The sequence below is a fragment of the Mediterraneibacter flintii genome (genome assembly GCF_055387595.1).
On sequence record NZ_AP031405.1, the window covers coordinates 1778370 to 1803145 of the forward strand.

The window sequence follows — 24776 nt, forward strand, 5'->3', positions numbered from 1 at the left end:
GGATAGTATGTTTATCGTAGCAGTAGCCAGTTGTCCGGTAGGAATTGCACATACATATATGGCAGCGGCAAATCTAAAAAAGTATGCAGAGAAAAAAGGAATTGAGATTAAAGTAGAGACTCAAGGTGCTTCGGGAATTGAAAATGAGATTACAGCAGAGGACATTGCAAGGGCAGACGGTGCGATCATTGCAAGTGATGTAAAAATAAAAAATCCAGGACGCTTAGATGCTATACCTACATTGAGTGTAAGCGTCAGTGAAGCTGTAAAAGATGCAAAGAGTGTAATTGAAGAATTAATGGAGGCGTTAGAATAATGGCAGAAATACAGAGGAAGAAAAAACGAAGTTTAGGAAGTATTATCAAAGATGCTATTATGACTGGTATTTCTTATATGATTCCGGTTATCGTGGGCGGAGGTGTAATTACAGCTATCGCCAAAATGCTTGGTGGATACAATATCGGTGCAGATGCAGCGGCTATGGATACGCTGGCAAAAGTAATCTATACAATTGGAAATAATCTGTTTACATTTGCAGTACCGTGCCTTTCTGCTTTTATCGCTTATGCGATAGCGGACAAGCCGGGAATTGCGCCGGGGTATGCGATGGGGGTTCTTGCAGGAACTATGAATACGGGCTTTGTCGGCGGTCTGATCGGTGCTTTATTAGCAGGCTGGTTTGTACTGCAGATGAAGAAGCTTAAGGTTCCAAAAGCACTTCAAGGCGTCATGCCGATCATGTTTATTCCGGTTATTTCAACACTGGTCTGTGGGATTCTGATGTGGTATGTCATCGGAGTCCCGATCAGTTGGTTTATGACATGGCTGACAGGACTTCTGACATCCCTGAGTACGGTTTCTAAATTTGGTCTGGGCGCTGTGATTGGTGCCATGATGTGCTTTGACAACGGAGGTCCGGTAGGAAAGACAGCAGCGTTATTTACGAACGGTCTGAATGCGGATGGATTTTTTATTCCCACATCTGCGAAAATGTGTTCTGGGATGACTGCGCCGTTGGGAATGGCAATTGCAATCTTCCTTGGAGGGAAAAAGAAATTCTCTGAGAGCGAGAGGAAGCAGGCGATTACATGTTTACTTTTATCATGCTGCTATATTCAGGAATGTGTAATCCCGTTTCAGTTAAAAGATCCAATCAGACTAACGACAAGTATCATGATTGGTGGCGCAATTACAGGAGGCCTTTGTATGGCATTTGGCTTGGAGTCTCCGGCTGTACACGGAGGTGCGTTTGTTATTGCCATGACTTCGAATCCGTTACTGTATATTGGGTTATGGTTATTGGGTGGCGTTATTTCAGGTGTCCTCTATGGCGTATTCCTACGAAGACCTCTCCCAGAAGACTATGTTGACGAAGAGATGGACAATCCGATGATTGGTTAGATTGAAATATAAAGAAGAGGTGTTGAGGTAGCTGCCTGACACCTCACTCTTTTAAGAGATACAGTTTTAATGAAAGAGAAAAATATGCATGTATCAATACTAGCGAAGTGATTATTGAATCCGCTGAAGAAAAACACTTTGCAGCTATGCTTAACTCCTTGCCCGAATAGATAAAGATATTGCTCTGCTGCCTTGTTGTTATATATTAGAAAACTTAGGTGGTATCAATAAAATCAATGTATGTATAGACATTTTCTGATATGCTGCAGAAATAACAGCTAAGAATGTGGCGGAAAATCCTGAATTGAATTAGAAAGAAGAACTCCGAATGTCTATTTGGAGCGATGTTTTGCTCGGAATTGCCGCTGTTGCTGGGAGTGTGAATGGGTTATTGCAAAGCGCATGGGAGGTTTTATGGAAGGACTATTAAAAGGAATTCGGATATTAGATTTGGGACGGTTCATTTCTGCCCCTTTCTGTGGGATGTTACTGGCAGACATGGGTGCGGAAGTACTAAAGATAGAAAAAGTGGAAACCGGAGAGGACGGACGACGCCTCGGTCCGTATAAAAATGGAATCAGTGTGTATGTCACCGCATTTAACCGCAATAAAAAGGGGATGACACTGAATTTCAGAAGTGAGGAAGGAAAAGAAATTTTTCGTAAACTAGTTGCTAAATCAGATGTTATCATTGAAAATTTCAGACCGGGAACAATGGAAAAGATGGGATTTGATTATGAGACATGCAGGACTATTAATCCCCGCATAATTATGTCATCTATTTCTGGTTTCGGGCAGAAGGGAAGGTATAGTCATAAGGCCGCATTTGACGGAATCGCTGCGGCGATGAGTGGTATGTATGCCATTAATTTTACAGAGTCAGGACCAAGGCCCACGGGTATCCCAATGGGGGATCATATCTCTGGCATTTATAACGCGCTGGCGATAATGATGGCACTGTATGATAGGGAACGTACCGGGCAGGGACAATACATAGATACGGCAATGCTAAACTGCCTGTTTTCTGTATTTGAAACCCGTCTGCCAGGATATGCTCTCAACGGAGAAGATATCGGTGTGATGCCAAAGTATGGAACTGGTGACCCTTTGGCATGCCCTTCCAATGTGTATCGCTGTAAAGATGGTTATATATGTCTTCATGCGGGCACAGATCCTAATTATAAGCGTTTTGCAGAGGTAACGCAGGATTCACGGCTTATGCAGGAAAAATATACGAAGATAGAAGGGCGTATGGCAGATTATTTTACAGTGGATGCGCTGACGGCAGAATGGTTTGCAGGGCAAACGGTGGAGAGAGCAGATGTACTGCTAACAGATGCAGGAGTTCCTTGCGGAATCGTATGTAATCTTAAGAAGATTCTGGAAGATCCGAATTCAAAAGAGCAGGAAATGGTGGTTTATACAGAAGTACCAGGGTTGGGGCAGGTGCCTTTTGTGGGCAGCCCCATCAAGTTAAAGACAAGACCGATCAAAAACAGGCGGCGAGCTCCACTCATAGGGGAAGACACAAATGATATTTTAAGAAATCTTATAGGCTTCACTGATAAGCGTCTGGCTGAATTAAGAAGAAAAGGAGTCATTTAAATTTATGATAGTAGTGGAAGAGGAGAAAGAATATGGTATATACATACAGCCGGCTTCAGGTTGGCGACAGTAATGAATTTGAAAAAACGATTACAGCGGCAGATGTCCTATTGTTTTCAGCGGTCTCGGGAGACTGTAATCCTATGCATATTAATGATGAATTTGCAGGAAAATCAAAATTTAAAAGGAGAATTGCCCACGGTGCCTTGACGTCAAGCTTGATTTCTACTGCGTTGACAAATGCGTTTCCTACATCGATCTATATATCCCAACATTCGGAGTTTAAGGGTCCGGTGTACTTGGGCGATACGATAAAAGCAGTTGTAACCTGTAAGGAGAAGCTTGGAAAAGGGAGAGTGAAAATGGAGACAAACTGCTACAATCAGAGAGGTGAATTGGTTCTGGAGGGGGAGGCAATTACCAGGTTAGCAAGGGAGGAATAGCTGGAATGGACTATCAGAATATTACGTTAGAGGTGCAGGACAGGATCTGTAGCATCACAGTAAATCGCCCACCTGTCAACGCAATTAATGGAAAAACATATCAAGAGTTGACCGATGCATTTACAGCCATTAATTTTCGGGATGACATTAGTGTGGTGGTTTTTAAAGGAGCAGGCAGGGGATTTATTGCAGGAAACGATATTAATGATATTAAGTTGATGACAAAGGAAAATCACCATGCATATCAGGATGTATTGTGCGGATGCGCCATTAGTATTATGAAATGTAAATATCCTGTGATCGGAGCGATCCACAAATTTGCTCTGGGAGCAGGTCTGGTTTTTGCAGCAGCCTGCGACATTGTTATTGCATCCGAAGGTACTAAATTTGGGCTTCCTGAGGTGACATTAAGCATTGTATCTGGTTCTAGTTTTTTAAGTCTGATGGTTCCAGACAAAATTGTGCGATATATGGCGCTAAGCGGGAAGCCTTTGACTGCCGAAGAACTGTTCCGTCTGGGAGGGATCAACAAAGTGACTCGGGAAGAAGATTTATTTGATGAAGCGCTTATGCTCGCAAAAGAAATGGTGAGGAATTCTCCCACTGCCATGCAGTTTTCCAAAGAGGCGATGAACATTAACCGGAATGCACAGATTGAGAAAAAGTTTTTGACAGAAACGCTATATACGGACAGACTGCTTGGTTCTCCGGAAAAAGCAGAGTGTACCAATGCGTTTTTTGAAAAGAGAAAACCAAATTTTGGATTTTAGGAGGAGAAGGCTATGAGATTAGAAGACAAAGTAGCAATTGTGACGGGAGCCGGTAGAGGACTTGGCAGAGGGATTGCATTGAAACTGGCAAGAGAAGGAGCAAAAGTTGTTGTGGCAGATATGACACCGTCAGAGGAAACAGTAGCCCTTATCAAAGAAGCAGGGGGCACGGCGAGTGCATTCACTGTAAACATGTCGAAACAAGAAGAAGTACAGGATTTAGTAAAGTATGCTGTGGAGACTTATGGCACTCTGGATATTATGGTCAATAATGCGGGGATCAATCGTGACGGTATGCTGCATAAAATGCCGGTGGAGAATTGGAATATTGTTATTGATGTGAATCTGACAGGAACTTTTTATGGGACACAAGAAGCTGTGAAATATATGAGAGAAAATGGGAGTGGACGCATCATTAATATCTCTTCTGGAAGTTGGCTTGGTAATATCGGACAGGCTAATTATGCGGCATCAAAGGCAGGGGTTGTAGGTTTGACAAAGACGGCTGCAAGGGAAAATGCGCGAAAAGGGATTACATGCAATGTTATCTGTCCGGGCTTTATTGAGACGGATATGACACTGAAATTAAAAGAAATTAATGACGGGGCTGCGTGGGAGAGTATGATGCAGAGAATCCCGGCGGGTTATGCAGGAAAACCGGAAGATGTAGGAAATATGGTGGCGTTCCTTGCGTCTGAAGAGGCATCATATATTACTTCGGAAGTCATCAATGTGGGCGGCGGCATGATTGTGTAGAGATTACTATGCATACGAGATATTTGAAGAGGGATATCATGATAGAAAGGGAAAATATATGGAATGAGTGGGTAACAAAGAAAGCGTCTCCAGTAGAGTGAAATAAAATATAAATAATTGGATTCGCCGCAAATTTTATGCGATTTGTCAAGTGTTAAAAAAGTGGGTGATTTTTGGGGATAGAGTCTGAAGGTCTTATAAAATCGGGACTGAAGATTTCAAGAAGTTATTAAAAATAACAGGAGGAAGAATTATGTACGTATCAATGAAAGAAATGCTGCTTCACGCACATAAAAACAATTATGCGGTGATGGCGATAAACTGTGTGAATATGGAGCAGGCGAAAGCGATCATCGAATCGGCGGAAGAGGAAAAGTCGGCTGTGATCATCAACATTTCCCCAAGGCAGATGAAAGCGCACGGACACGGTGAGATCATGGCTCCGATGATACGAGGGATGGCGGAGAGAGTTTCTGTTCCCGTCGCTTTTAATCTCGATCACGGCGCAGCGTTTGAGGATATTGTGAATGCCATGAAATACGGATTTTCTAGTGTAATGATCGATTCGTCCAGTTTTCCGTTCGAAGAGAATGTAAGGAGGACACAGCAGATCGCGTCCCTTGCACACAGTATGGGGCTTTCCTGTGAGGCGGAGCTTGGACATGTAGGACAGGCTTCTCAGGATGACAACAGCAACGCAGATTTGTACACAAATGTGGCGCAGGCGAAGGAATTTGTGGAGAAGACAGATTGTGACTGCCTGGCGGTGGCGATCGGGACGGCGCATGGCGCATATCCAAAGGGAATGGTTCCAAGATTGGACTTTGACCGGTTAAAGGAGCTGAAAGAGGAACTCAATATGCCGCTTGTCCTCCACGGCGGAAGCGGTGCAGGCGAGGAGAATATTAAAAAGGCTGTAGCGTACGGTATCAACAAGATCAATGTGTGCACAGATCTTTTCAGACATGTGGTCAACGTGACAATGAGTACGCTGAAAGAAAATCCATCTATCGACTATATGGATCTTTGTATCGCGGCACAGAATGCAATGAAGGATTTTATCAAATCTTATATGCGTGTAATTGGTTCTAGCGGAAGATATTCATTTGAGCAAGGCAGTGGGCCGGAATTGGATTAATAACAATACAGGAGGCAGAGGATGGGAGTTTGGAATGAAGTACTGATAGGACTCGTACTTGTGGCGGGCGGCTACTGGGTCATCAGGACGATCTGGCAGTGGAGAATATTCCGCAGAAGTGTATATATTGAAATTTATTCAAGCTATGTTGAATATGCATTTCGCAGAAAAAATATTCGAAGATTATCAGAGAGCTTTTACCTGAAAAATGAACTCGGAAAGCACAGGATCTTTTATCAGCTCGCACAGGTGAAGGGAGAGGATACGCCTCAGGCATACATCCTTCTGCTTCTAAATACAGGAATTTATATATTAAATATCAAAAATCAGAGTGGGGAAGTCATTCTGAAGAGACATGGTGGCAAAAACGGGAAAAGCCCTGTGGAGGAGTGCAGGTTTTTTGAGAAGAGACTCCGGCAGAGGCTTGGAAATGTGGATATACCGATGAAATCTGTCGTGGTATTTCCACAGAAGACCAGTCTGTCGTGGAATGGCAGCAGCGATCCGGAGATTCCGGTTATCAGGAGAAAAGAACTGATCGGAACGGTCAAAGAATTATCTGGAAGCGCGGAAGCAGTGCTTACAGATCAGCAGATCGATGCGTTTTATCATCAGCTTGCTGATGAGACCATAGTGCTGGAAAGAAGCAGAGGGTGAAAGGAGACGGAGATGATAGCGGGAAAGAAAGTCTGGCCTGACTGTATGACGGAAGGCATGGACATTCGGAAAATTTCAGGACAGGAAATATTTACTTTCGTGCACATGAGAAACAACTATTACGAGGTGCTTGAGGACAGTATGGTGAAATATCCGGACAGAACTGCTTTTATAGATAACTGGGGACGCACATATTCATATCAGACGTTCGTCCGGATGGTAGATGATTTTGCATAGCTTCTATACAGGCGGGGAGCAAAACACGGGGATCATATCGGATTGCTCCTGTATAATGGAATCGAGTTTTGCACAGCATTTTACGCGGCGTGCAAGATCGGGGCGGTGACAGTTCCTTTCCCGAGCAAATACAGAAAGCATGAGCTTCAGGCTTTAATAGAGAAAGCGGATCTTCAGTATCTGATCGCGGCAGACAAATTCCGCGAGTGGACAGAACCGTACGAAGAAGCTATGCAGTGTATCTATTCTGTGGATGAAGAACACGGTTACGGGTTCCGTCATATCGACATACCAGTCGGTAAAAGAGGCGGTTCAAAGGGAAGCCTTGAAGACGAAGCGATCCTGATGTTCACATCGGGGACAACATCGGCGAGTAAGGGAGTTGTGATGAAAAACTATAATATTCTGCACGCGGCGATGATTTACCAGAGGTTGTGCAATGTCACCTGTGATGACCGCACTGTAATACCAGTTCCGATCTATCATGTCACAGGTCTGATTGCTCTGCTCGGCGTATTTGTATTATCAGGTGGTACGGTCTATTTACAGAAGAAATATAACGCAGAAAGGATCCTAAACTGTGTCATGGAAGATAAGATCACGTTTATGCATGGCTCACCCACTGTATTTGGAATGATGATGGATCTGAAGGAAAAATATCCAGAGCTTCCGTCTGTGAGGATGATACTGTGTGGCAGCAGTTATATGCCGGTCGAGAAATTAAATGAACTGCATGGATGGATGCCGGATGCAGAGATTCGGACTGTGTTCGGGATGACAGAAACCGCCAGTCCAGGAACTCTGTTTCCATCGGATACGCCGACCGGAAGATATCCGTCATCCGCAGGTATCCCCATTCCGGGCCTGGAATTAAAAATTCTTGATGATGACGGCAGGGAAGTTGAGAACGGAACCGTCGGAATGGTCTATATCAAAGGCACCAACGTGGCTGAATATTATTATAAAACAGACTCTCCTCTTTACACCGAGGACGGCTGGCTCAATACCGGCGATATGGGATATGTCAATGACGATGCGTATGTGTTCTTTGTTGACCGCAGGAAAGACATGATCAACAGAGGAGGGGAAAAAATATGGTGTACAGATGTAGAGGAAGAGCTTGTCAGCCTAAAGGAGATCAAAGACGCCGCGGTAGTCGGGATTCCTGACCTGAAGTATGGAGAAGTCGCGGCGGCGGCCGTCGTGCTAAGAAAAGGATGTACGGTCACGGAGGGGGAGATCCGCAGTAGACTTCTCGAAAAGATGGCAAGGTTTAAAGTGCCGGAGAGGATATTGTTCCTAAAGGAAATTCCAAGGACACAAGGGTTAAAGACAGATAAAAAATACATCCGATCACTTTTTGAACAGGAGAAAGAAATATGTTAAAGGCAAACTTTATAACAGCCGGCGAGGCAGCGGAGAAAATTGCGGACAATTCTACAGTGTGTACGATTGGCATGACGATGGTCAGCGCCAGTGAAGCGGTATTAAAAGCAATAGAAAAACGCTTTGAGACTACCGGACATCCCAAGGACATTACCCTTGTTCATTCTTGCGGACAAAGTGACAGAAAAGACGGAATACAGCATTTCGCACATGAAGGGCTCGTGAAGCGAATTATCGGTTCGCATTGGGGACTGCAGCCGAAGTGGATGGAGATGATCGCAGAGAGCAAGGTCGAGGCGTATTGCCTGCCGCAAGGACAGATTGCACAGCTTTACAGGAGTATGGCATGCGGACTTCCGGGGAAAATGTCGAAGGTGGGGCTGGGAACATTTATCGATCCCCGTATCGAGGGCGGAAAAATGAATGAGAGGACGAAGCCGATGCCGGATATTGTGGACATTATCGAATATGGTGGCGAAGAGTATATGTTTTATAAAGAGATACCACTGGATGCTGTACTGATCCGTGGAACAGTATGTGATGAGGCCGGCAATCTGACGACAACGGAGGAGGCTATGAAACTGGAGGTTCTTCCTGCTGTTATGGCGGCAAAAAGATACGGAGGAAGAGTCATTGCGCAGGTGAAGCAGGTAGTGCAGTCTGGGACGCTCAATCCGAAAGACGTGACTGTACCAGGAGTGTTTATCGACGATATTGTTGTGTGTGAGAATCCGTTTGAAGACCACAGACAGACGTCTTCATGGTATTTTGACCCGTCTTACAGCGGACAGGCGAGAGTTCCGGCAGCGAACATTGAGCCTGCACCGTTTAACGAGAGAAAGTTCATCGCAAGAAGAGGAACGCAGGAACTGTACAAAGGGGCTGTAGTCAATCTGGGGACGGGTATTCCTAACGATATGGTCGGTAAGGTGTGCAATGAGGAAGGTGTTTCTGATGACATTATGATCACGGTTGAGTCCGGAATCTATGGAGGAGTACAGGCAGGTGGGATCGACTTTGGGATCGGACAGAACCTGACTGCGATGATCGGGCACCATGAGCAAATGGATTATTATAACGGAGCCGGTGTTGATATCACTTATATGGGACTTGGGGAACTCGACGGAGAAGGGAATGTGAACTCTACGAAGATGGGCACAAGGTGCACCGGAGCCGGAGGGTTTATAGATATTACGCAGAATGCGAAGAAGGTTATATTTCTCGGAACATTTACGGCCCGAGGTGCAAAGTATGAATTCAGTGACGGAAAGCTTAAGATCCTCAGAGAAGGAGAGGTTTGCAAGATGGTCGAAAAAGTTGCACAGCTCTCCTTCAACGGCCCGCTGGCGAGAAAGAAAGGGCAGGAAGTCATGATCGTTACGGAACGGGCCGTGTTTAAACTCTGTAAGGAAGGTGTTATGCTCGTAGAGATTGCCCCGGGGATCGATCTACAGACACAAGTGCTCGACAGAATGGAATTTACACCGAACATCAGTGATGACCTGAAACGAATGGATGAAGCGTTGTTTATCCAAGATGGCCCGTTCGGTCTCCGGTTAAAAGAAAAAAATAAATAAGAGAGGTAAGGAAAATGGAAAAGAACAAAGTGGCAGTCGTTGGAGCCGGTCTGATGGGAAATGGTATCGCACAGGCATGTGCGACGGCTGGATATGAAGTTGTAAATATAGATACTTTTGAGGCGGCTATTGAGAAGGCGCAAGAAACGGTTGAAAAACTGTTCAATAGAAAAGTGGCGAAAGGTTCTATGACAGAGGAGAAGAAAGCCGAGATACTGGGGCACCTTACATACAGCGGTGATCTGGCGGATGTAAAAGGCGCGTTTCTTATAATAGAGGCTGTGCCAGAAAAGATCGAAATTAAGAAAGAAACATTTAAAAAGGTGGATGAACTCGCGGATCCGGAGGCAGTGATTGTGTCCAATACTTCAGGGCTGAGCATCTCGGAGATCGCATCTGTCACAAACAGACCGGATAAAGTGATGGGAGCCCACTTCTTCTATCCGGCTCCGGTGATGAAATTACTCGAACTGGTACGCGGTCTTGTCACATCAGACGAGACATATGATACAGTGAAAGAATTTGCGGGAAAAATCGGAAAAACAACGGTGGACGCTCCGGAATTTCCTGGCTTCATGGTCAACAGGATCCTTGTACCGATGCAGAATGAGGCAGCCTTCATGGTAATGGAGGGAAGCAAGCCCGAGGATGTGGACAATGCAATGAAACTTGGCTGTAACCATCCGATGGGGCCGATCGAACTGACGGACTTTGTCGGCATCGATACGATGCTTGCAACGATGACAGGACTTTACAATGGATTCCATGACAGCAAATACCGCCCGTGTCCGTTGCTCGAGACAATGGTGAAATCAGGAATGCTTGGAAAGAAGTCTGGACAGGGTTTTTACAAGTACGATAAAAAAGGCAACAAGATCGGATCAAATTTCTGATTTTCAGTCAATTTACAACTAAAATAGGAGGAAACGAAAATGAAAGATGTAGTTATAGTAAGTGGCGTAAGGCTTCCGGTAGGAAGCTATGGCGGCAGCCTGAAAGATATTTCCGCGATCGATATGGGAGCGATGGTGGTAAAAGAAGCTGTCAACCGTGCCGGAATCGATCCTGCTGTCGTGGATGAAGTGATCATCGGTCAGGTGGGAGAAGTCGCTGAGAACGGATTTATTGCAAGAGCTGTCAGCCTGAAAGCAGGCATGCCGAAAGAGACAACGGCATACTCTGTTAACCGTCAGTGCGGATCCGGATTACAGTCGATCGTTGAGGCGGTGATGGAGATTAAGACCGGACAGGCAGATGTGGTAGTTGCCGGAGGAACAGAGAATATTTCAAGACTTCCGTATTATGTAAATGACGCGCGCTGGGGAGCGAGAATGGGGCATAAAGTATTCGAGGATGGTGTCATTGATATCCTTACATGGCCGCTTGACGGTAACCATAACGGTGTGACAGCGGAAAATGTAGCTGAAAAATATCATGTTACGAGAGAAGAGCAGGATGCATTTGCTGTGCGGAGTCACCAGAGAGCATGCGCAGCGATCAAAGAAGGAAAATTCAAAGATGAGATCTTTCCGGTTGAACTAAAAGACCGCAAAGGCAATGTTACAATATTTGATACAGATGAAGGACCGAGAGAGGGGCAGAGTATAGAGAAACTTGCAAAACTCCGTCCGTGTTTCGTGAAAGATGGAACGGTCACGGCTGCGAACTCCTCCAGCCTGAATGACGGCGCGGCGGCAGTAGTGCTCATGTCCAGAGAAAAAGCCGAAGAGCTTGGCATTGCGCCGAAAATGAAGATCGAGGGCTATGCTGTAGCAGGATTTGATGCAGAACTGATGGGATATGCACCGAAGCTGTCAAGTGAGAAGCTGGCGGCCAAGCTGGGACTGGATCTGAAATCGATCGATATGTTTGAGATTAACGAGGCATTTGCAAGCCAGGCTTACGCTGTAAGCCGCGATCTCGGACTGGATCCAGAGAAGGTCAACATCTACGGCGGCGGAATCTCTATTGGACATCCGATCGGCGCAACAGGAACAATCCTCACTGTCAAAGTAATGTACGAGTTGATGCGTACTGACAAAAAAGACGCCATGATAAGCATGTGTATTGGCGGTGGTCAGGGAATTTCCATGTATTTTACAAAATGTTAAATCCTTATTCTTAAATAGTATATTTTAGGAAAATAAGAAAAAATGGTCGCAATCTAGTATTTATGCAGGTTTGCGGCCATCTTATTTTATATCACAACTGCGGACTAGCCAATGCATCAGCTACTTGATACAATTATAAGAAAAAGAGATATAATAAACATAAACTGGTCAATACTAATATAGAAGAATTGTGAACCGGAGGAAAATCATGTTAGAGAAAGTAGATTTAACAAAAAAATTGTCAAAAGAAGAATATAAAGCAAAAATGCCAATGCTAGAAACCAAGCTTTCCTGTCTGCAAAGGCAGTGCAGGGAGATGAAGATTCCGGTTATCATTGTGTTTGAAGGCTACGGAGCAGCCGGAAAAGGGCTGCAGATAGGAAAGCTGATACATGGCATGGATCCGCGTGGATTTGAAGTATATACAGTAAAGAAAGAGACAGAGGAAGAGGCGATGCATCCGTTTTTCTGGAGATTTTGGACAAAAATGCCTGCAAAGGGAAGAATTGCAATTTTCGATGGAAGCTGGTATCGAAAGGTATTGATAGATCGTTTTGAAAAACGGACAAAAGAGCGTGAGCTTCCAGAGGCGTATTATTCGATCTGTTCTTTTGAAAAACAACTGACAGATGATGGAAATGTAGTTATCAAATTCCTGCTTGATATTGACAAAAAAGAACAAAAGAGACGGCTTGAAAAATTGAAGGGAAATAAAGAGACGGCGTGGCGGGTGAGCCAGGGCGATTTGGAACGCAATGCGCGGTATAGAGAGTATCAAATGATGATGGAAGAAATGTTACAGAAAACGGATACAGATTATGCTCCCTGGACGATCATTGAAGCGACAGATAAAAGATTTGCCACAGTGAAGATCTATACGACTGTAATTCGTATTCTCACAGAACAGATTGAGAAAGTGAAGAAGGAAAAGGCGAAGCTGCGTGCTACGGAAGTATTGGATGAGATAGAGGAACAGAAAAAGGAAACAGATATGCATCAGAAGGAAAAGCAGCAGATTCGTGAGCTTCAGGAATCCATTCTGGCAAAAGCAGACTTGACATTGTCTCTGACGAAGGAAGAATACAAAAAGAAACTGAAGAAGCTACAGAAAAAGCTCGAAATACTGCATGGAGAATTATATCGCAGAAGGATTCCGGTCGTACTTGGATTTGAGGGATGGGATGCCGCGGGAAAAGGCGGAGCAATCAAGCGTCTGACAGAAAAATTGGATGCCCGCGGATATGTAGTGACACCAATCGCATCCCCAAATGACATTGAAAAAGCGCATCATTATCTTTGGCGGTTTTGGAAAGCTATGCCCAAAGACGGCCACATTGCGATCTTCGACCGGACATGGTATGGACGTGTGATGGTAGAGAGGATAGAAGGATTTTGCACAAAGGAAGAATGGCAGAGAGCATATAAAGAAATCAACGATATGGAAAAAGATTTGGCAGATGCAGGAGCGATCGTGCTGAAATTCTGGATGCATATTGACAAAGAAGAGCAGAAGAAACGTTTTACAGCACGGCAGGAAACGCCCCAAAAGCAATGGAAAATAACAGAGGAGGACTGGAGAAACAGAAAAAAGTGGGATCAGTATGAGGAAGCAGTTAATGAAATGCTGCTTCGGACTTCTACGGAGTATGCTCCGTGGGTCGTTGTAGAAGGAAACAATAAATATTATGCGAGAATCAAGGTACTCCAGACTGTGGCAGAAGCGATTGAAAAGCGTATAAAAGAAGAGAGAAAATAGAGGAAATATACGGAAGATACAGAATATAATTAATATAGAACAATTTCACAAGGTTTCAAGATGGATTCGAGGTAATGCCAATGACCATAAGAGAACAGTTGGAAGAACGTGAACTTGAGTATTTAAGTCCTTACGCTACGTTGAGCAAAAATTCAAAAGGAAGGGTAAGAGAGGAAGAACAGTGTGATATACGTCCGGTATTTCAAAGAGACAGGGATCGAATTCTGCACTGTAAGGCGTTTCGCAGATTGAAGCAGAAGACGCAGGTATTCCTTCTGCCCAAAGGAGATCACTACCGTACCAGGCTTACACACACGCTGGAGGTGTCACAGAATGCAAGGACGATTGCCAAGGCTCTGAAGCTAAATGAAGATCTGGTAGAAGCAATTGCCCTGGGACATGATTTGGGCCATACTCCTTTTGGACATGCAGGGGAGCGAGCTTTAAACAGGGTGTACCATTTCGCGCATCATATACAGAGCCTGCGCGTCGTTGAATGTGTGGAGAAACAAGGACGGGGGCTGAATCTGACCTGGGAGGTACGGGATGGAATTTTAAACCATCAGACAGCCGGACATCCACATACACTGGAGGGACAGGTTCTAAGGCTCTCGGATAAGATTGCTTATATCAATCACGACATAGATGACGCCATCAGAGGCGGAATTCTGACAGAAGAGGATATTCCGGCAGGATTTAGGAAAGTGCTGGGATATACAAGCAAGGAACGACTGAATACGATGGTGCATGACGTGATTATAAACAGCATGGATAAGCCGGAGATCTGTATGTCAGAGGAAGTGGAAGCAGCGATGACCGGCCTTAGGAAATTCATGTTTGAAAATGTATATATGAATCCGAAGGCAAAGGGAGAGGAAGACAAAGCGGTACATATGATAGAACAATTATACGAATATTATATCCGGCACCTGGATTTGCTGCCGCAGCAATTTTTAGACGCCCTTTCCAACACAGACAGCAGTAGAGAACAGATTGTATGTGATTATATAGCAGGAATGACGGATTTGTATGCAGTGAAAAAATATGAAGAATTTTTTGTGCCGGAAGCGTGGAAAAATTAAAGGAAAAAGAAAGGCTGTGTCGAATATAATAATATAGGGCATTATTTTAGGAGGAAGACATGTACTATTCAGAGGATCTGATAGAAGAAATCAGAATGAAAAATGACATCGTGGATGTAATATCAGGGTACGTCAGACTTCAGAAAAAGGGAAGCTCCTATTTTGGTCTCTGCCCTTTTCACAATGAGAAATCTCCGTCTTTTTCTGTCAGTCGGGGAAAGCAGATGTATTATTGCTTTGGCTGTGGCGCCGGAGGAAACGTATTTACTTTTCTGATGGAATATGAGAATTTTACGTTCCTGGAGGCAGTGAAGGTTTTGGCAGATCGGGCAGGAGTAGAGCTGCCGGAGATGGAATATTCCAAAGAGGCAAAGGAAAAAGCAGATTTAAAAGCATCGATTTTAGAAGTGAACAAAACGGCGGCAAAATATTTTTATGCGCAGTTGAAGTCCCCAAATGGTATGCAGGCTTATACATATTTAAAAAACAGATCCCTGTCTGACGAGATGATTACTGCGTTCGGCCTGGGATATTCGAATAAGTACAGTGATGATTTATACAAATATCTGCGGACAAAAGGGTACACAGAAGAGCTGATTCGGAAAGCGGGGCTTGTAAATACGGACGAACGACATGGCATTTACGATAAATTCTGGAATCGGGTTATCTTTCCGATCATGGATGTGAACAATCGGGTAATTGGCTTTGGCGGGCGTGTCATGGGAGACGGAAAACCAAAATATTTGAATTCTCCGGAGACAGTGGTGTTTGACAAAAGCCGGAATCTGTACGGGTTAAACCGCGCCAGAACTTCGAAAAAACCGTATTTTTTGCTCTGTGAAGGGTATATGGATGTGATTTCTCTCCACCAGGCGGGATTTACGAATGCAGTGGCTTCTTTGGGAACAGCGCTGACTTTGGGACATGCATCACTGATGAAACGATACGTCCAGGAGGTTTACTTGACGTATGACAGCGACGACGCCGGAACCAGGGCAGCATTAAGAGCAATGCCGATACTGAAAGAAGCAGGGATTTCGGCGAGGGTGATACGGATGGACCCCTACAAGGATCCGGATGAATTTATTAAGAATCTGGGAGCAGAAGAGTTTGAAGGACGGATCAAAGCGGCGAGAAACGGTTTTTTGTTCAGCCTGGAAATAGCAGAGAGAGAATTTGATATGCATTCTCCGGAGGGGAAGACCGCGTTTTTCAATGAGGCAGCGCGGCGGCTTCTTGGCTTTGAGGAGGAATTAGAACGGAATAACTATATAGAAGCCGTGGCAAAGAAGTATAAGGTCAGTGAAGAGAGCTTAAGAAAGCTGGTGAGCAAGACTGCAGTAAGAGAGGGAATGGCAAGGCCGGTAAGCAGGCCGAAACAGGCAAACGGCCAGGAAAAGCCAAAGGAAGATCCAAGCTTGGTTTCCCAGAAGGTACTTCTTACATGGATGATTGATAAGCGGAAGCTGTTTGAGATTATCAGCCGATACATAAGCCCGAAGGACTTTACAGAAGAGCTCTATCAGACCGTTGCCGGCTTTGTGTATGAGCAGTATCAGACAGGAGACTTGAATCCTGCAAAAATACTGAATCATTTTACAGCGGAGGAAGAGCACAGAGAGGCAGCATCTTTGTTTCACACAAGAATTAAAGAGCTGAAAACAAAAGAGGAACAGGAACAGGCGCTGAAAGAAACGATAGTAAGAGTGAAGGCACACAGTATTGATAAGCAGACCCTTGACCTGGAACCGACGGATATGGCGGGACTACAGCATCTGATGGAAGAAAAACGGAAGCTGGAGGATTTGAAGAAACTGCATATTTCTATTGAATAAGGATAAAATAAAACAAGACAGCCTGCGCTTTTGCGGGTAAGGAAGGATGGACACATGGAAGAAAACATACAGAAATTTGAAGAAAGATTAAAAGAGCTTGTTGCACAGGGCAAGAAGAAAAAGAGCATACTGGAGCTTCAGGAAATCAATGATTTCTTCAATGACATGGAATTGAACGCGGAACATATGGAGAAGGTATATGATTACCTGGAAGCAAACAATATTGATGTTCTGAGGATTAGTTCTGATGCAGATGATGATGTGGATGTAGATATTGACGTGATTATTTCGGAAGACGATGATGTAGATATGGAAAATATCGATCTGTCAGTTCCGGAAGGCGTCAGTATTGAAGACCCTGTGCGTATGTATCTGAAAGAAATAGGTAAAGTCCCTCTTTTAAGCGCAGAGCGTGAGATTGAACTGGCAAAACGGATGGAGGAAGGCGATGAGGACGCTAAAAAAGAACTTGCGGAGGCAAACTTACGTCTTGTTGTCAGCATTGCAAAGCGGTATGTCGGCAGGGGGATGCTGTTTCTAGATCTGATTCAGGAAGGGAATTTAGGTCTGATAAAAGCAGTGGAGAAATTTGACTATCATAAGGGATATAAATTCAGTACGTATGCAACCTGGTGGATTCGCCAGGCAATCACAAGAGCGATTGCAGATCAGGCGAGGACGATTCGTATACCGGTGCACATGGTAGAGACAATCAATAAACTCATTCGCGTATCCAGACAGCTGCTCCAGGAATTGGGTAGAGAGCCGATGCCGGAGGAAATTGCAAAGGAGCTGGACATGCCGGTGGAGCGTGTCAGAGAGATTTTGAAGATTTCTCAAGAACCGGTGTCTCTGGAAACGCCGATCGGTGAGGAGGAGGACAGCCATTTAGGAGACTTTATTCAGGATGATAATGTGCCGGTTCCGGCAGAGGCAGCGGCACAGACACTGCTGAAAGAGCAGCTGGACGAAGTGTTAGATACATTGACAGAGAGAGAACAGAAGGTTTTGCGTCTGCGCTTTGGAATGAATGACGGACGGGCAAGGACGCTGGAGGAAGTAGGCAGGGAGTTTGATGTGACAAGAGAGCGTATCCGCCAGATCGAGGCAAAGGCATTGAGGAAGCTTCGGCATCCAAGCCGCAGCAGAAAGCTAAGAGATTATCTGGATTAAAGGAGCGTTTATGGAGTTATCGAAAAGATTACAGGCGGTTGCAGCTCTGGTGACCACTGGATATAAAATAGCGGATATAGGCACAGATCATGCCTATATCCCGATTTATCTTGTAGAAAATGGGAGTGTGCCTTCTGCAGTGGCAATGGATATTCATGCCGGCCCTTTGAAAAGAGCAGAAGAGCATGTGCGCAGCCATGCCCTGGAAGAGAAAATTGATTTGAGACTGTCAGACGGCATGGAGCAGATAGTTCCGGGAGAAGTACAGTGCGCAGTGATCGCGGGAATGGGAGGCAGCTTGATGATACATATTCTGGAACGCGCAAGAGAGACGGTATACTGCCTGAAAGAATGTATTTTGCAGCCACAGTCGGAAATCGCAAAAGTGAGAGCCTTTCTGTTACAGGAGGGTTTTTTGTTTATACAAGAAGAGATGGTGGAGGAAGACGGAAAATATTATCCTATGATGAAGGTGGTTCCAGGAGGAGGCAGACAGGAGAAGCAGTGGAATGAGACAGAGCTCCAGTATGGAAGGCTTCTTTTAGAAAAGCAAAATCAGGTATTGTACCGTTTTTTGAAAAAAGAAATAGCGATAAAGCAGCAGATACTGAAACAGTTGGAGCAAACGGATTCAAAACGGATTCAAACGAGGAAAGAGCAATTAAAACGAGAATTAGTACGGGCAGAGAAAGGAATGAAATATTATGCTTTGTAAAGAAATAACAAAAGTGATAGAAGCGTCATATCCCAGGGAAGCAGCGCTGGACTTTGACAATGTAGGGCTTTTGGCAGGCAGAAATGAAAAAGAAGTACACAGAGTGTATATTGCGCTGGATGCGACAAAAGATGTGATAAAGCAAGCAGAAGCAGCCGGAGCAGATATGCTGATTACCCATCATCCTCTTATTTTTTCTCCTTTAAAGAGTGTGACAGATACAAATTTTATAGGCAGAAGACTTGTAGAACTGATTCAGTCTGACATTGCGTATTATGCAATGCATACAAATTATGATGTGCTAAGGATGGCATATGTGGCAGAGAAAATGCTGGGACTGGAAAAGACGGAGGTGCTGGATACTACAATACAAATAGAAGGAAAAGAAGAGGGAATAGGAAGAGTGGGTGTACTGCCTTATAAAATGTCTTTGAAAGAATGTTGCGACTATGTGAAACATAAACTAAAATTAGATTCCCTGAAAATATTCGGAGACATGCACAGAGAGGTGAAAAGACTTGCGGTCTCTCCGGGAAGCGGACATAGCGCTATACAAGCGGCAATTGTGAAAAAAGCAGATGTGCTTGTGACAGGGGATATTGGACACCATGACGGTTTAGATGCTGTGGAGCAGGGACTGTCTGTGATCGACGCCGGACACTACGGGACAGAATATATTTTTATCGACGACATGAAACGATTCTTGGAAAAGAATTTTCCGGACCTGGAAATTATGACGGCGCCGATTGTGCATCCATTTCAAGTTGTATAATAGTATACAATCAATAAGGAGGCAGGATGAAAGAGAATAATTGCAAAGTAAAAATTGGAAATGAGACAAGGATATATAAGGCAGGCACAACATACCAGAAGATAGCCGAAGAATTTCAAGAGAGATACGCACACCAGATTGTACTGGTTTACGTAAACCGGTTCCGGCTGCAGGAACTGACAAAGACGGTTGAAACAGATTGTGAGATTTCTTTTTTGACAACGGAAGATCCAATCGGGCATGCCACTTATAAAAGAAGCATGTGCTTTCTTCTGGTGAAGGCAGTGCATGATGTAGGCGGACACGATACGGTAGAACGTGTACGGATTCATTTTTCTATGAGCAAAGGATATTACTGTACGATAGAAGGAGAGGTAGAGCTGAACCAGGAATTTCTTGCAAAGGTGGAGAAAAGAATGCGCAGTCTTTGCAAAGAGAGAATTCCGATAGAGAAACGTTCTATTCATACATCGGAGGCAGTTGACCTGTTCCGAAGGCATGGGATGTATGACAAAGAAAGGCTTTTTGAGTATCGAAGAGTGTCCAAGGTCAATATTTACAGCATGAATGAATTTGAGGATTATTACTATGGATATATGGTACCAGATGCAGGATGCCTGAAGTATTTTTCGCTTCATCTGTATGATGCAGGATTTGTCATACAAATGCCGGTGAAGGAAGCGCCGGAGGAGGTCGCGCCGTTTGTCCCGAGTCCGAAGCTGTTCCATGTGCTGAAGGAATCGATCGAGTGGGGAGACAGCCAGGAAATTGATACGGTGGGCGCACTCAATGACATGATTACAAAATACGATATGCGGGAAGTGGTGCTCGTCCAGGAAGCCTATCAGGAGAGGCAGATTGCAGAGATCGCCAAGAGGATTGCCGGACGAAAGGGCGTGAAGTTTGTATTGATTGCCGGGCCTTCGTCGTCAGGAAAGACAACATTCTCACATCGCCTGTCCATACAGCTTAGAGTAAATGGAATGAAACCGCATCCGATTGCGGTAGATAACTATTTTGTAAACAGAGAGGATACCCCTCGGGATGAAAATGGCAATTATAATTTCGAGTGTCTTGAGGCAATTGACGTGGAAAAATTCAACGAAGACATGGAGAATTTACTTGCGGGGAAAGAAGTATATCTGCCGATATTTAATTTCAAAACAGGCATCCGTACCTTTGATACAAAGCCAAAGAAGCTTGGAGAAAATGATATTCTTGTGATTGAGGGTATACATTGTCTGAATCCAAAACTAACGGCAGCACTTTCTGATTCGAATAAATTTAAAATATATATCAGCGCACTGACACAGCTAAACATTGACGAGCATAACAGAATACCGTCCACAGACGGACGGCTGATCCGAAGGCTGGTAAGAGACGCAAGGACGAGGGGAGCATCTGCAAAAAAGACAATCGCAATGTGGCAATCTGTGAGAAGGGGAGAAGAAGAGAACATTTTTCCGTTCCAGGAAGAGGCAGATGTGATGTTTAATTCTTCCCTTTTATATGAATTGGCGGTGCTGAAACAATATGTAGAGCCTCTTTTATTCGGTGTGGAAAAACATTCACCGGAATATTCGGAGGCAAAAAGGCTTTTGAAATTTTTTGATTATTTTGTAGGTATTGGGAGCGAATATGTGCCGACAAATTCCCTGCTTAGAGAATTTATCGGCGGCGGATGTTTCCACGTGTAAAATCTTTCGGCTATGCATTAGACTTATATTTGCGTATCAGACAGGAAATCACCCCTGCTGCGCACAGTCCAAACAGGACATTGTGTAAGGAACCGTAGACATCCAGAGCGCCTTTGAGTCCGTATAAGACCTCCGGGGACTCTGGAATAAAACGGTTTAGGAGAAAGGCAAGGTAGGAAGAGACAAACACCGCAATGAAGGAAAACATACCTCTGCCGGTGTCCTCTTTCCAGGAAGTAAAGCCGTTTCTGACTCTTGTGCGTGTCATTGCCCACAGAAGAGAGAGGAGCTCAAACAGCAGAAAAACAGCCACTACACTGAAATATGCGGCAAGAACGGGCGAAATTTCCATTGTTTCAAAGGCTTCTACTATATCTCCGTAGAGGGCACTTCCACGCCAGAAGTTATAAGCTGCAAAACACATAATTGACAGAATCAGGATGACAGAAAGCTGGCGGATTAAGGCGCTGGAAAATTTAGAAAGCGCTTTTCCGCCCTTTCGTATGGGCGCTGCAAGAGGGACTAAGCTATGGTCTCGCCTTTTCCTGCGGACGATAGGAGTGTCGTCATATTTGTCATATTCATCATATTCTACTTCTTCAAATTGCCTCTGTCTGGAGGCGTCTGTATGATAATCGTCAGTAAAGACAGACGGTTCTTCTTCATAAGTAACTTCAAAATCATCATCGAATATAGTAGAGAGTTTTTTTCTTGAACTCATAAAATCCCTCACTTTCATAAATAACTCTATATATGGTATAACTTTTTTTGGCTGTACTCAAGCATTGAAAGAAAAATTTAGAAAATTCTAAGATTTTAAGCACAATATCTTAAGAAATCTCTCCCGCTGATTTTAAGAAAAGCACGATAAGCTGTATTGGAAAAAGGAAAAAAAGACGACCAGGAGGAATGGCAAAATGAAATATCTTACAGTTACAGTGCCGTGTTTTAATTCAGAGGAATATATGAAAAGATGTATAGATTCTCTTTTGGAAGGCGGGGAGGATGTAGAGATTTTGATTATTGATGACGGTTCTTCTGACAATACAGGACAGATTGCAGATGAATACGAAGCAAACTATGCAAATATAGTAAAGGTGGTACATAAGGCAAATGGAGGACATGGATCCGGTGTGAACATGGGTATGGAGCTGGCACAGGGCGTCTACTTTAAAGTCGTGGATTCAGATGACTGGCTTGACAGAGATGCTTACAAAAAACTTCTGACTCAGATAAAAAATTTCTGCCATATGGAAGAAAACACAAAAATACCAGATTTATTCGTGTGCAACTATGTTTACAATCATCTGGATGAGGGAACTACACATTCTATTCATTATAGGAATGTATTTCCAAAGGAAAAAATGTGCGGCTGGGATTCGATAGGACGTTTCCGTCCTTCCCAGTATTTAGTTATGCATGCCCTTATTTTTAAAACAGAAATCTTAAGAAAGAGCAAAGTGAGGCTGCCAGAACATACCTTCTATGTGGACAATCTGTTTGCCTATCAGCCATTGCCTTTCGTAAGTCAGATCTATTATATGGATGTGGACTTGTATCAGTATTATCTGGGCAGAGAGGATCAGTCGGTCAATGAAAGGGTTCTGATGCAACGAATTGATCAGCAGATCAGAGTGACAGATATAGTGGCACGTTGTGTAGACTTAAAAGCAGTAAAGGCGATTTCGCCAAAGCTGGCCTCCTATATGACAAGAAATATTTCTATTATGCTTACTATATCTTCCATTCACTTACTTCTGATACAGACAGAAGAGGCACGCAGGAAACGTAAAGATATGTGGGAAAAAATCCGCGAAGAGAACAAGGCATTATACTACCGTCTGCGCTATACGACCTTGAGTGGTTTTTCCTATCTTCCAGGGAAGCTGGGAGGAAAAATCACAGTAGGGGGATACAGAGTGGCACGAAGGCTTTATCAGTTTCAGTAGGAGGGGGGACAGGAGATGGCAGAAATTTATATTGCATTTGTAGATACACCAGGGTTCTTTGCTCGTATGATCCGAAAGAGGCTGAAACAGAAATATATCCATGTAGTGGTGTCACTAGACGCCTCCTTGACGGAAGCATATAGCATAGGGAGAAGGCATCCTTCTATTCCTCTTATAGCAGGGTTTGAGAAGGAAGATAAGAAAAAGATACTGCGGGCATTTCCGCAGGCGGACTACATGATCTGTAGAATCACCTGTTCGGAAGAACAAAAGGAATATATAGAGCATACATTGCAGAAAGCAATGAAAAAACGGTTTCGGTATCACTATGCAGTTCTGGGGCTTTTCTTTATTCTGATGAACCGTCCTTTTTACCAGAAAAACCATTATACTTGCTCATCTTATATAGGAAAGCTTTTTGAAGACGCAGGTATATGCCGGTGGGGGAAGCATTTCTCTTTGGTAACGCCAAAGGATTTTTATGAATATCCAGAGAAAGAAAAAATTTTTGAGGGAAAGTTAAGAGACTTATGCACACACAAAGAGAGCTTTTGTCTGCAAAAAGGCAGAAGGTACCGGCCATCTCGGCTGCTTTTGCCGGAGAATCTGTGAGGGACAGGGTATGGGCATGAAAAAGAGAGTACTTCAGATTGGATTTTTCTTTCTCGTTATGGGACTTACCTTTTATACCCTGTTTTATGGACAAGATCTGTGGCAGATTCAGAGGGCTGTTCTTCAGATGTCTCCGGTTTGTCTGATACTGGCGGCAGGGCTCGCTTTATTTTTTGTCAGTGCAGAAGGCACAATGATCTGGTATCTGCTTCGTTCCATGGAAGGGAAGAGTGGGCTTATGCGCTGTATTGCTTATTCATTCATCGGCTTTTTCTATTCTGGTATCACACCGTCGGCAACAGGCGGACAGCCAGTACAGCTTTATTATATGAAGAAAGATGGAAACAGAGTTTCTGACAGCACTGTTGTTCTAATGACCGTTGCCTTAATCTATAAATTTGTGTTGGTAGGGATGGGAATTGGGCTTCTGTTGTTTTGGTACGGACAGCTTAAAGCAGAATTAAAAGGGTATTTTCTGTTATACCTGACAGGACTTTCCTTAAATATACTTGTAGTTGTGTTGATTCTTTCCATTATGCTTGTTCCGCACATAATAAAGAAGGCAGCAGCTTTTTTTGTAAGGCTGGGAGTACGGATGAAGGTAATGAAACCATCCATTGCTCGTCAGGAAAAACTGGAAGGGTTCGTAGAGAATTACCAGAGAGCTGTGCAGTATTTATTTCTGCACAAGAAAAAGATTTTCATTGTGATCGGTATTACCTTTTTACAGAGAGTCAGCCTGTTTGTTTTAACGTATATGGTGTATTTAGGTCTTGGAATACATGGGACAGGCGGTTATAAGGTGATTCTTTTACAGGCATGTATCTATATAGCTGTGGATATGTTGCCATTGCCGGGCTCGCAGGGGATTACAGAGCTGATGTACAAAACCGTATTTTTACAGGTGTTTTCAAGTCTGTATCTGATTCCCTCTATGCTGATCAGCAGAGGACTTAATTTTTATTTTTTGCTGATAGTGAGTTTCTTTGTAGTCATATGGAATCAATTGAAAGGCAGGAACAGGCAGGGCTCTTGCTAAGAGCGCATAAATATTTTATGATAGAGAGGTGCTGTAAGAAACGACAAAGAGGAAAGGCGAAATGA

General features: G+C 44.0%; 24 protein-coding genes and 1 pseudogene. 24 read left to right on the forward strand and 1 reads right to left on the reverse strand.

Annotated features, from left to right (window positions below):
• Window positions 1-7 precede the first annotated feature (7 nt).
• The 21 genes and pseudogenes from ACZ5C4_RS08375 (at window position 8) to ACZ5C4_RS08475 (ending at window position 21111) form a co-directional block, all read left to right on the forward strand.
• Entirely contained in the window at window positions 8-316 is a 309-nt protein-coding gene (locus tag ACZ5C4_RS08375; RefSeq protein ID WP_464520608.1) for a PTS fructose transporter subunit IIB, read from the forward strand.
• Complete coding sequence (locus ACZ5C4_RS08380) at window positions 316-1401, forward strand: PTS fructose transporter subunit IIC (protein WP_464520609.1); 1086 nt, start codon at window positions 316-318, stop codon at window positions 1399-1401. The genes ACZ5C4_RS08375 and ACZ5C4_RS08380 overlap by 1 nt, the downstream gene beginning before the upstream one ends.
• 414 nt (window positions 1402-1815) lie before the next feature.
• On the forward strand, window positions 1816-3006 hold the full coding sequence (locus tag ACZ5C4_RS08385) for a CaiB/BaiF CoA transferase family protein (RefSeq protein WP_464520610.1): 1191 nt from the start codon (window positions 1816-1818) through the stop codon (window positions 3004-3006).
• 32 nt (window positions 3007-3038) lie between these two features.
• Window positions 3039-3449 carry a MaoC family dehydratase gene (locus ACZ5C4_RS08390; protein ID WP_464520611.1) on the forward strand — a complete coding sequence of 137 codons (411 nt, stop codon included), beginning with the start codon at window positions 3039-3041 and terminating at the stop codon, window positions 3447-3449.
• 5 nt (window positions 3450-3454) lie between these two features.
• Entirely contained in the window at window positions 3455-4219 is a 765-nt protein-coding gene (locus ACZ5C4_RS08395; protein ID WP_464520612.1) for an enoyl-CoA hydratase/isomerase family protein, read from the forward strand.
• Between the two features lie 12 nt (window positions 4220-4231).
• Complete coding sequence (gene fabG / locus ACZ5C4_RS08400; protein WP_464520613.1) at window positions 4232-4975, forward strand: 3-oxoacyl-ACP reductase FabG; 744 nt, start codon at window positions 4232-4234, stop codon at window positions 4973-4975.
• A 253-nt stretch (window positions 4976-5228) separates the two neighbouring features.
• Complete coding sequence (locus tag ACZ5C4_RS08405) at window positions 5229-6113, forward strand: class II fructose-bisphosphate aldolase (protein ID WP_464520614.1); 885 nt, start codon at window positions 5229-5231, stop codon at window positions 6111-6113.
• A gap of 21 nt (window positions 6114-6134) precedes the next feature.
• The gene (locus ACZ5C4_RS08410) at window positions 6135-6770 is read left to right on the forward strand and encodes a nuclease-related domain-containing protein (RefSeq protein WP_464520615.1); all 636 of its coding nucleotides are present in this window, start codon (window positions 6135-6137) and stop codon (window positions 6768-6770) included.
• A 12-nt stretch (window positions 6771-6782) separates the two neighbouring features.
• Window positions 6783-7007 (forward strand): hypothetical protein, encoded by a 225-nt coding sequence (locus tag ACZ5C4_RS08415; RefSeq protein WP_464520616.1) that lies wholly within the window; start codon window positions 6783-6785, stop codon window positions 7005-7007.
• A gap of 15 nt (window positions 7008-7022) precedes the next feature.
• Window positions 7023-7958: pseudogene (locus ACZ5C4_RS08420) on the forward strand (class I adenylate-forming enzyme family protein); the annotation flags it as partial.
• A gap of 117 nt (window positions 7959-8075) precedes the next feature.
• A complete protein-coding gene (locus tag ACZ5C4_RS08425; RefSeq protein ID WP_464522322.1) occupies window positions 8076-8393 on the forward strand; it encodes an AMP-binding enzyme in 318 nt (105 codons plus the stop codon).
• The gene (locus ACZ5C4_RS08430; RefSeq protein WP_464520617.1) at window positions 8387-9970 is read left to right on the forward strand and encodes an acyl CoA:acetate/3-ketoacid CoA transferase; all 1584 of its coding nucleotides are present in this window, start codon (window positions 8387-8389) and stop codon (window positions 9968-9970) included. Before ACZ5C4_RS08425 ends, ACZ5C4_RS08430 begins: the two co-directional genes overlap by 7 nt.
• A 14-nt stretch (window positions 9971-9984) precedes the next feature.
• Window positions 9985-10863, forward strand: a complete 879-nt coding sequence (locus ACZ5C4_RS08435; RefSeq protein WP_464520618.1) for a 3-hydroxyacyl-CoA dehydrogenase family protein — start codon at window positions 9985-9987, stop codon at window positions 10861-10863.
• 39 nt (window positions 10864-10902) lie between these two features.
• The gene (locus tag ACZ5C4_RS08440) at window positions 10903-12081 is read left to right on the forward strand and encodes a thiolase family protein (RefSeq protein WP_464520619.1); all 1179 of its coding nucleotides are present in this window, start codon (window positions 10903-10905) and stop codon (window positions 12079-12081) included.
• A 208-nt stretch (window positions 12082-12289) separates the two neighbouring features.
• The gene (pap, locus tag ACZ5C4_RS08445) at window positions 12290-13837 is read left to right on the forward strand and encodes a polyphosphate:AMP phosphotransferase (RefSeq protein WP_464520620.1); all 1548 of its coding nucleotides are present in this window, start codon (window positions 12290-12292) and stop codon (window positions 13835-13837) included.
• Window positions 13838-13917: 80 nt separating this feature from the next.
• Entirely contained in the window at window positions 13918-14919 is a 1002-nt protein-coding gene (locus tag ACZ5C4_RS08450) for a deoxyguanosinetriphosphate triphosphohydrolase (RefSeq protein ID WP_464520621.1), read from the forward strand.
• A 59-nt stretch (window positions 14920-14978) separates the two neighbouring features.
• Window positions 14979-16754: a DNA primase gene (gene dnaG / locus ACZ5C4_RS08455; protein ID WP_464520622.1), complete on the forward strand. Its 1776-nt coding sequence runs from the start codon at window positions 14979-14981 to the stop codon at window positions 16752-16754.
• Window positions 16755-16808: 54 nt separating this feature from the next.
• Window positions 16809-17927 (forward strand): RNA polymerase sigma factor RpoD, encoded by a 1119-nt coding sequence (gene rpoD / locus ACZ5C4_RS08460; protein ID WP_464520623.1) that lies wholly within the window; start codon window positions 16809-16811, stop codon window positions 17925-17927.
• 10 nt (window positions 17928-17937) lie between these two features.
• Window positions 17938-18642: a tRNA (adenine(22)-N(1))-methyltransferase gene (locus ACZ5C4_RS08465; RefSeq protein WP_464520624.1), complete on the forward strand. Its 705-nt coding sequence runs from the start codon at window positions 17938-17940 to the stop codon at window positions 18640-18642.
• Window positions 18632-19414 (forward strand): Nif3-like dinuclear metal center hexameric protein, encoded by a 783-nt coding sequence (locus ACZ5C4_RS08470; protein ID WP_464520625.1) that lies wholly within the window; start codon window positions 18632-18634, stop codon window positions 19412-19414. The genes ACZ5C4_RS08465 and ACZ5C4_RS08470 overlap by 11 nt, the downstream gene beginning before the upstream one ends.
• A gap of 26 nt (window positions 19415-19440) precedes the next feature.
• The gene (locus tag ACZ5C4_RS08475) at window positions 19441-21111 is read left to right on the forward strand and encodes a uridine kinase family protein (protein ID WP_464520626.1); all 1671 of its coding nucleotides are present in this window, start codon (window positions 19441-19443) and stop codon (window positions 21109-21111) included.
• 10 nt (window positions 21112-21121) lie between these two features.
• Here the strand turns inward: ACZ5C4_RS08475 and ACZ5C4_RS08480 are convergent, their stop codons facing one another.
• A complete protein-coding gene (locus ACZ5C4_RS08480) occupies window positions 21122-21832 on the reverse strand; it encodes a hypothetical protein (RefSeq protein ID WP_464520627.1) in 711 nt (236 codons plus the stop codon).
• Window positions 21833-22028: 196 nt separating this feature from the next.
• Here ACZ5C4_RS08480 and ACZ5C4_RS08485 point away from each other — a divergent pair, with 196 nt between their 5' ends.
• Genes ACZ5C4_RS08485 through ACZ5C4_RS08495 form a run of 3 tightly spaced genes read left to right on the forward strand, consistent with a single transcriptional unit; the run spans window position 22029 to window position 24711 of the window.
• The gene (locus ACZ5C4_RS08485; RefSeq protein ID WP_464520628.1) at window positions 22029-23060 is read left to right on the forward strand and encodes a glycosyltransferase; all 1032 of its coding nucleotides are present in this window, start codon (window positions 22029-22031) and stop codon (window positions 23058-23060) included.
• A 15-nt stretch (window positions 23061-23075) separates the two neighbouring features.
• The gene (locus tag ACZ5C4_RS08490) at window positions 23076-23672 is read left to right on the forward strand and encodes a hypothetical protein (RefSeq protein ID WP_464520629.1); all 597 of its coding nucleotides are present in this window, start codon (window positions 23076-23078) and stop codon (window positions 23670-23672) included.
• Between the two features lie 10 nt (window positions 23673-23682).
• Window positions 23683-24711, forward strand: coding sequence for a lysylphosphatidylglycerol synthase transmembrane domain-containing protein (locus tag ACZ5C4_RS08495; protein WP_464520630.1), 1029 nt, complete (start codon window positions 23683-23685; stop codon window positions 24709-24711).
• The last annotated feature ends 65 nt before the right edge of the window (window positions 24712-24776 follow it).

Coding starts and splice junctions, on each gene's coding strand:
- ACZ5C4_RS08375 (WP_464520608.1), top strand. CDS start 8: ATGTTTATCGTAGCAGTAGCCAGTTGTCCGGTAGGAATTGCACATACA.
- ACZ5C4_RS08380 (WP_464520609.1), top strand. CDS start 316: ATGGCAGAAATACAGAGGAAGAAAAAACGAAGTTTAGGAAGTATTATC.
- ACZ5C4_RS08385 (WP_464520610.1), top strand. CDS start 1,816: ATGGAAGGACTATTAAAAGGAATTCGGATATTAGATTTGGGACGGTTC.
- ACZ5C4_RS08390 (WP_464520611.1), top strand. CDS start 3,039: ATGGTATATACATACAGCCGGCTTCAGGTTGGCGACAGTAATGAATTT.
- ACZ5C4_RS08395 (WP_464520612.1), top strand. CDS start 3,455: ATGGACTATCAGAATATTACGTTAGAGGTGCAGGACAGGATCTGTAGC.
- fabG (WP_464520613.1), top strand. CDS start 4,232: ATGAGATTAGAAGACAAAGTAGCAATTGTGACGGGAGCCGGTAGAGGA.
- ACZ5C4_RS08405 (WP_464520614.1), top strand. CDS start 5,229: ATGTACGTATCAATGAAAGAAATGCTGCTTCACGCACATAAAAACAAT.
- ACZ5C4_RS08410 (WP_464520615.1), top strand. CDS start 6,135: ATGGGAGTTTGGAATGAAGTACTGATAGGACTCGTACTTGTGGCGGGC.
- ACZ5C4_RS08415 (WP_464520616.1), top strand. CDS start 6,783: ATGATAGCGGGAAAGAAAGTCTGGCCTGACTGTATGACGGAAGGCATG.
- ACZ5C4_RS08425 (WP_464522322.1), top strand. CDS start 8,076: ATGATCAACAGAGGAGGGGAAAAAATATGGTGTACAGATGTAGAGGAA.
- ACZ5C4_RS08430 (WP_464520617.1), top strand. CDS start 8,387: ATGTTAAAGGCAAACTTTATAACAGCCGGCGAGGCAGCGGAGAAAATT.
- ACZ5C4_RS08435 (WP_464520618.1), top strand. CDS start 9,985: ATGGAAAAGAACAAAGTGGCAGTCGTTGGAGCCGGTCTGATGGGAAAT.
- ACZ5C4_RS08440 (WP_464520619.1), top strand. CDS start 10,903: ATGAAAGATGTAGTTATAGTAAGTGGCGTAAGGCTTCCGGTAGGAAGC.
- pap (WP_464520620.1), top strand. CDS start 12,290: ATGTTAGAGAAAGTAGATTTAACAAAAAAATTGTCAAAAGAAGAATAT.
- ACZ5C4_RS08450 (WP_464520621.1), top strand. CDS start 13,918: ATGACCATAAGAGAACAGTTGGAAGAACGTGAACTTGAGTATTTAAGT.
- dnaG (WP_464520622.1), top strand. CDS start 14,979: ATGTACTATTCAGAGGATCTGATAGAAGAAATCAGAATGAAAAATGAC.
- rpoD (WP_464520623.1), top strand. CDS start 16,809: ATGGAAGAAAACATACAGAAATTTGAAGAAAGATTAAAAGAGCTTGTT.
- ACZ5C4_RS08465 (WP_464520624.1), top strand. CDS start 17,938: ATGGAGTTATCGAAAAGATTACAGGCGGTTGCAGCTCTGGTGACCACT.
- ACZ5C4_RS08470 (WP_464520625.1), top strand. CDS start 18,632: ATGCTTTGTAAAGAAATAACAAAAGTGATAGAAGCGTCATATCCCAGG.
- ACZ5C4_RS08475 (WP_464520626.1), top strand. CDS start 19,441: ATGAAAGAGAATAATTGCAAAGTAAAAATTGGAAATGAGACAAGGATA.
- ACZ5C4_RS08480 (WP_464520627.1), bottom strand. CDS start 21,832: ATGAGTTCAAGAAAAAAACTCTCTACTATATTCGATGATGATTTTGAA.
- ACZ5C4_RS08485 (WP_464520628.1), top strand. CDS start 22,029: ATGAAATATCTTACAGTTACAGTGCCGTGTTTTAATTCAGAGGAATAT.
- ACZ5C4_RS08490 (WP_464520629.1), top strand. CDS start 23,076: ATGGCAGAAATTTATATTGCATTTGTAGATACACCAGGGTTCTTTGCT.
- ACZ5C4_RS08495 (WP_464520630.1), top strand. CDS start 23,683: ATGGGCATGAAAAAGAGAGTACTTCAGATTGGATTTTTCTTTCTCGTT.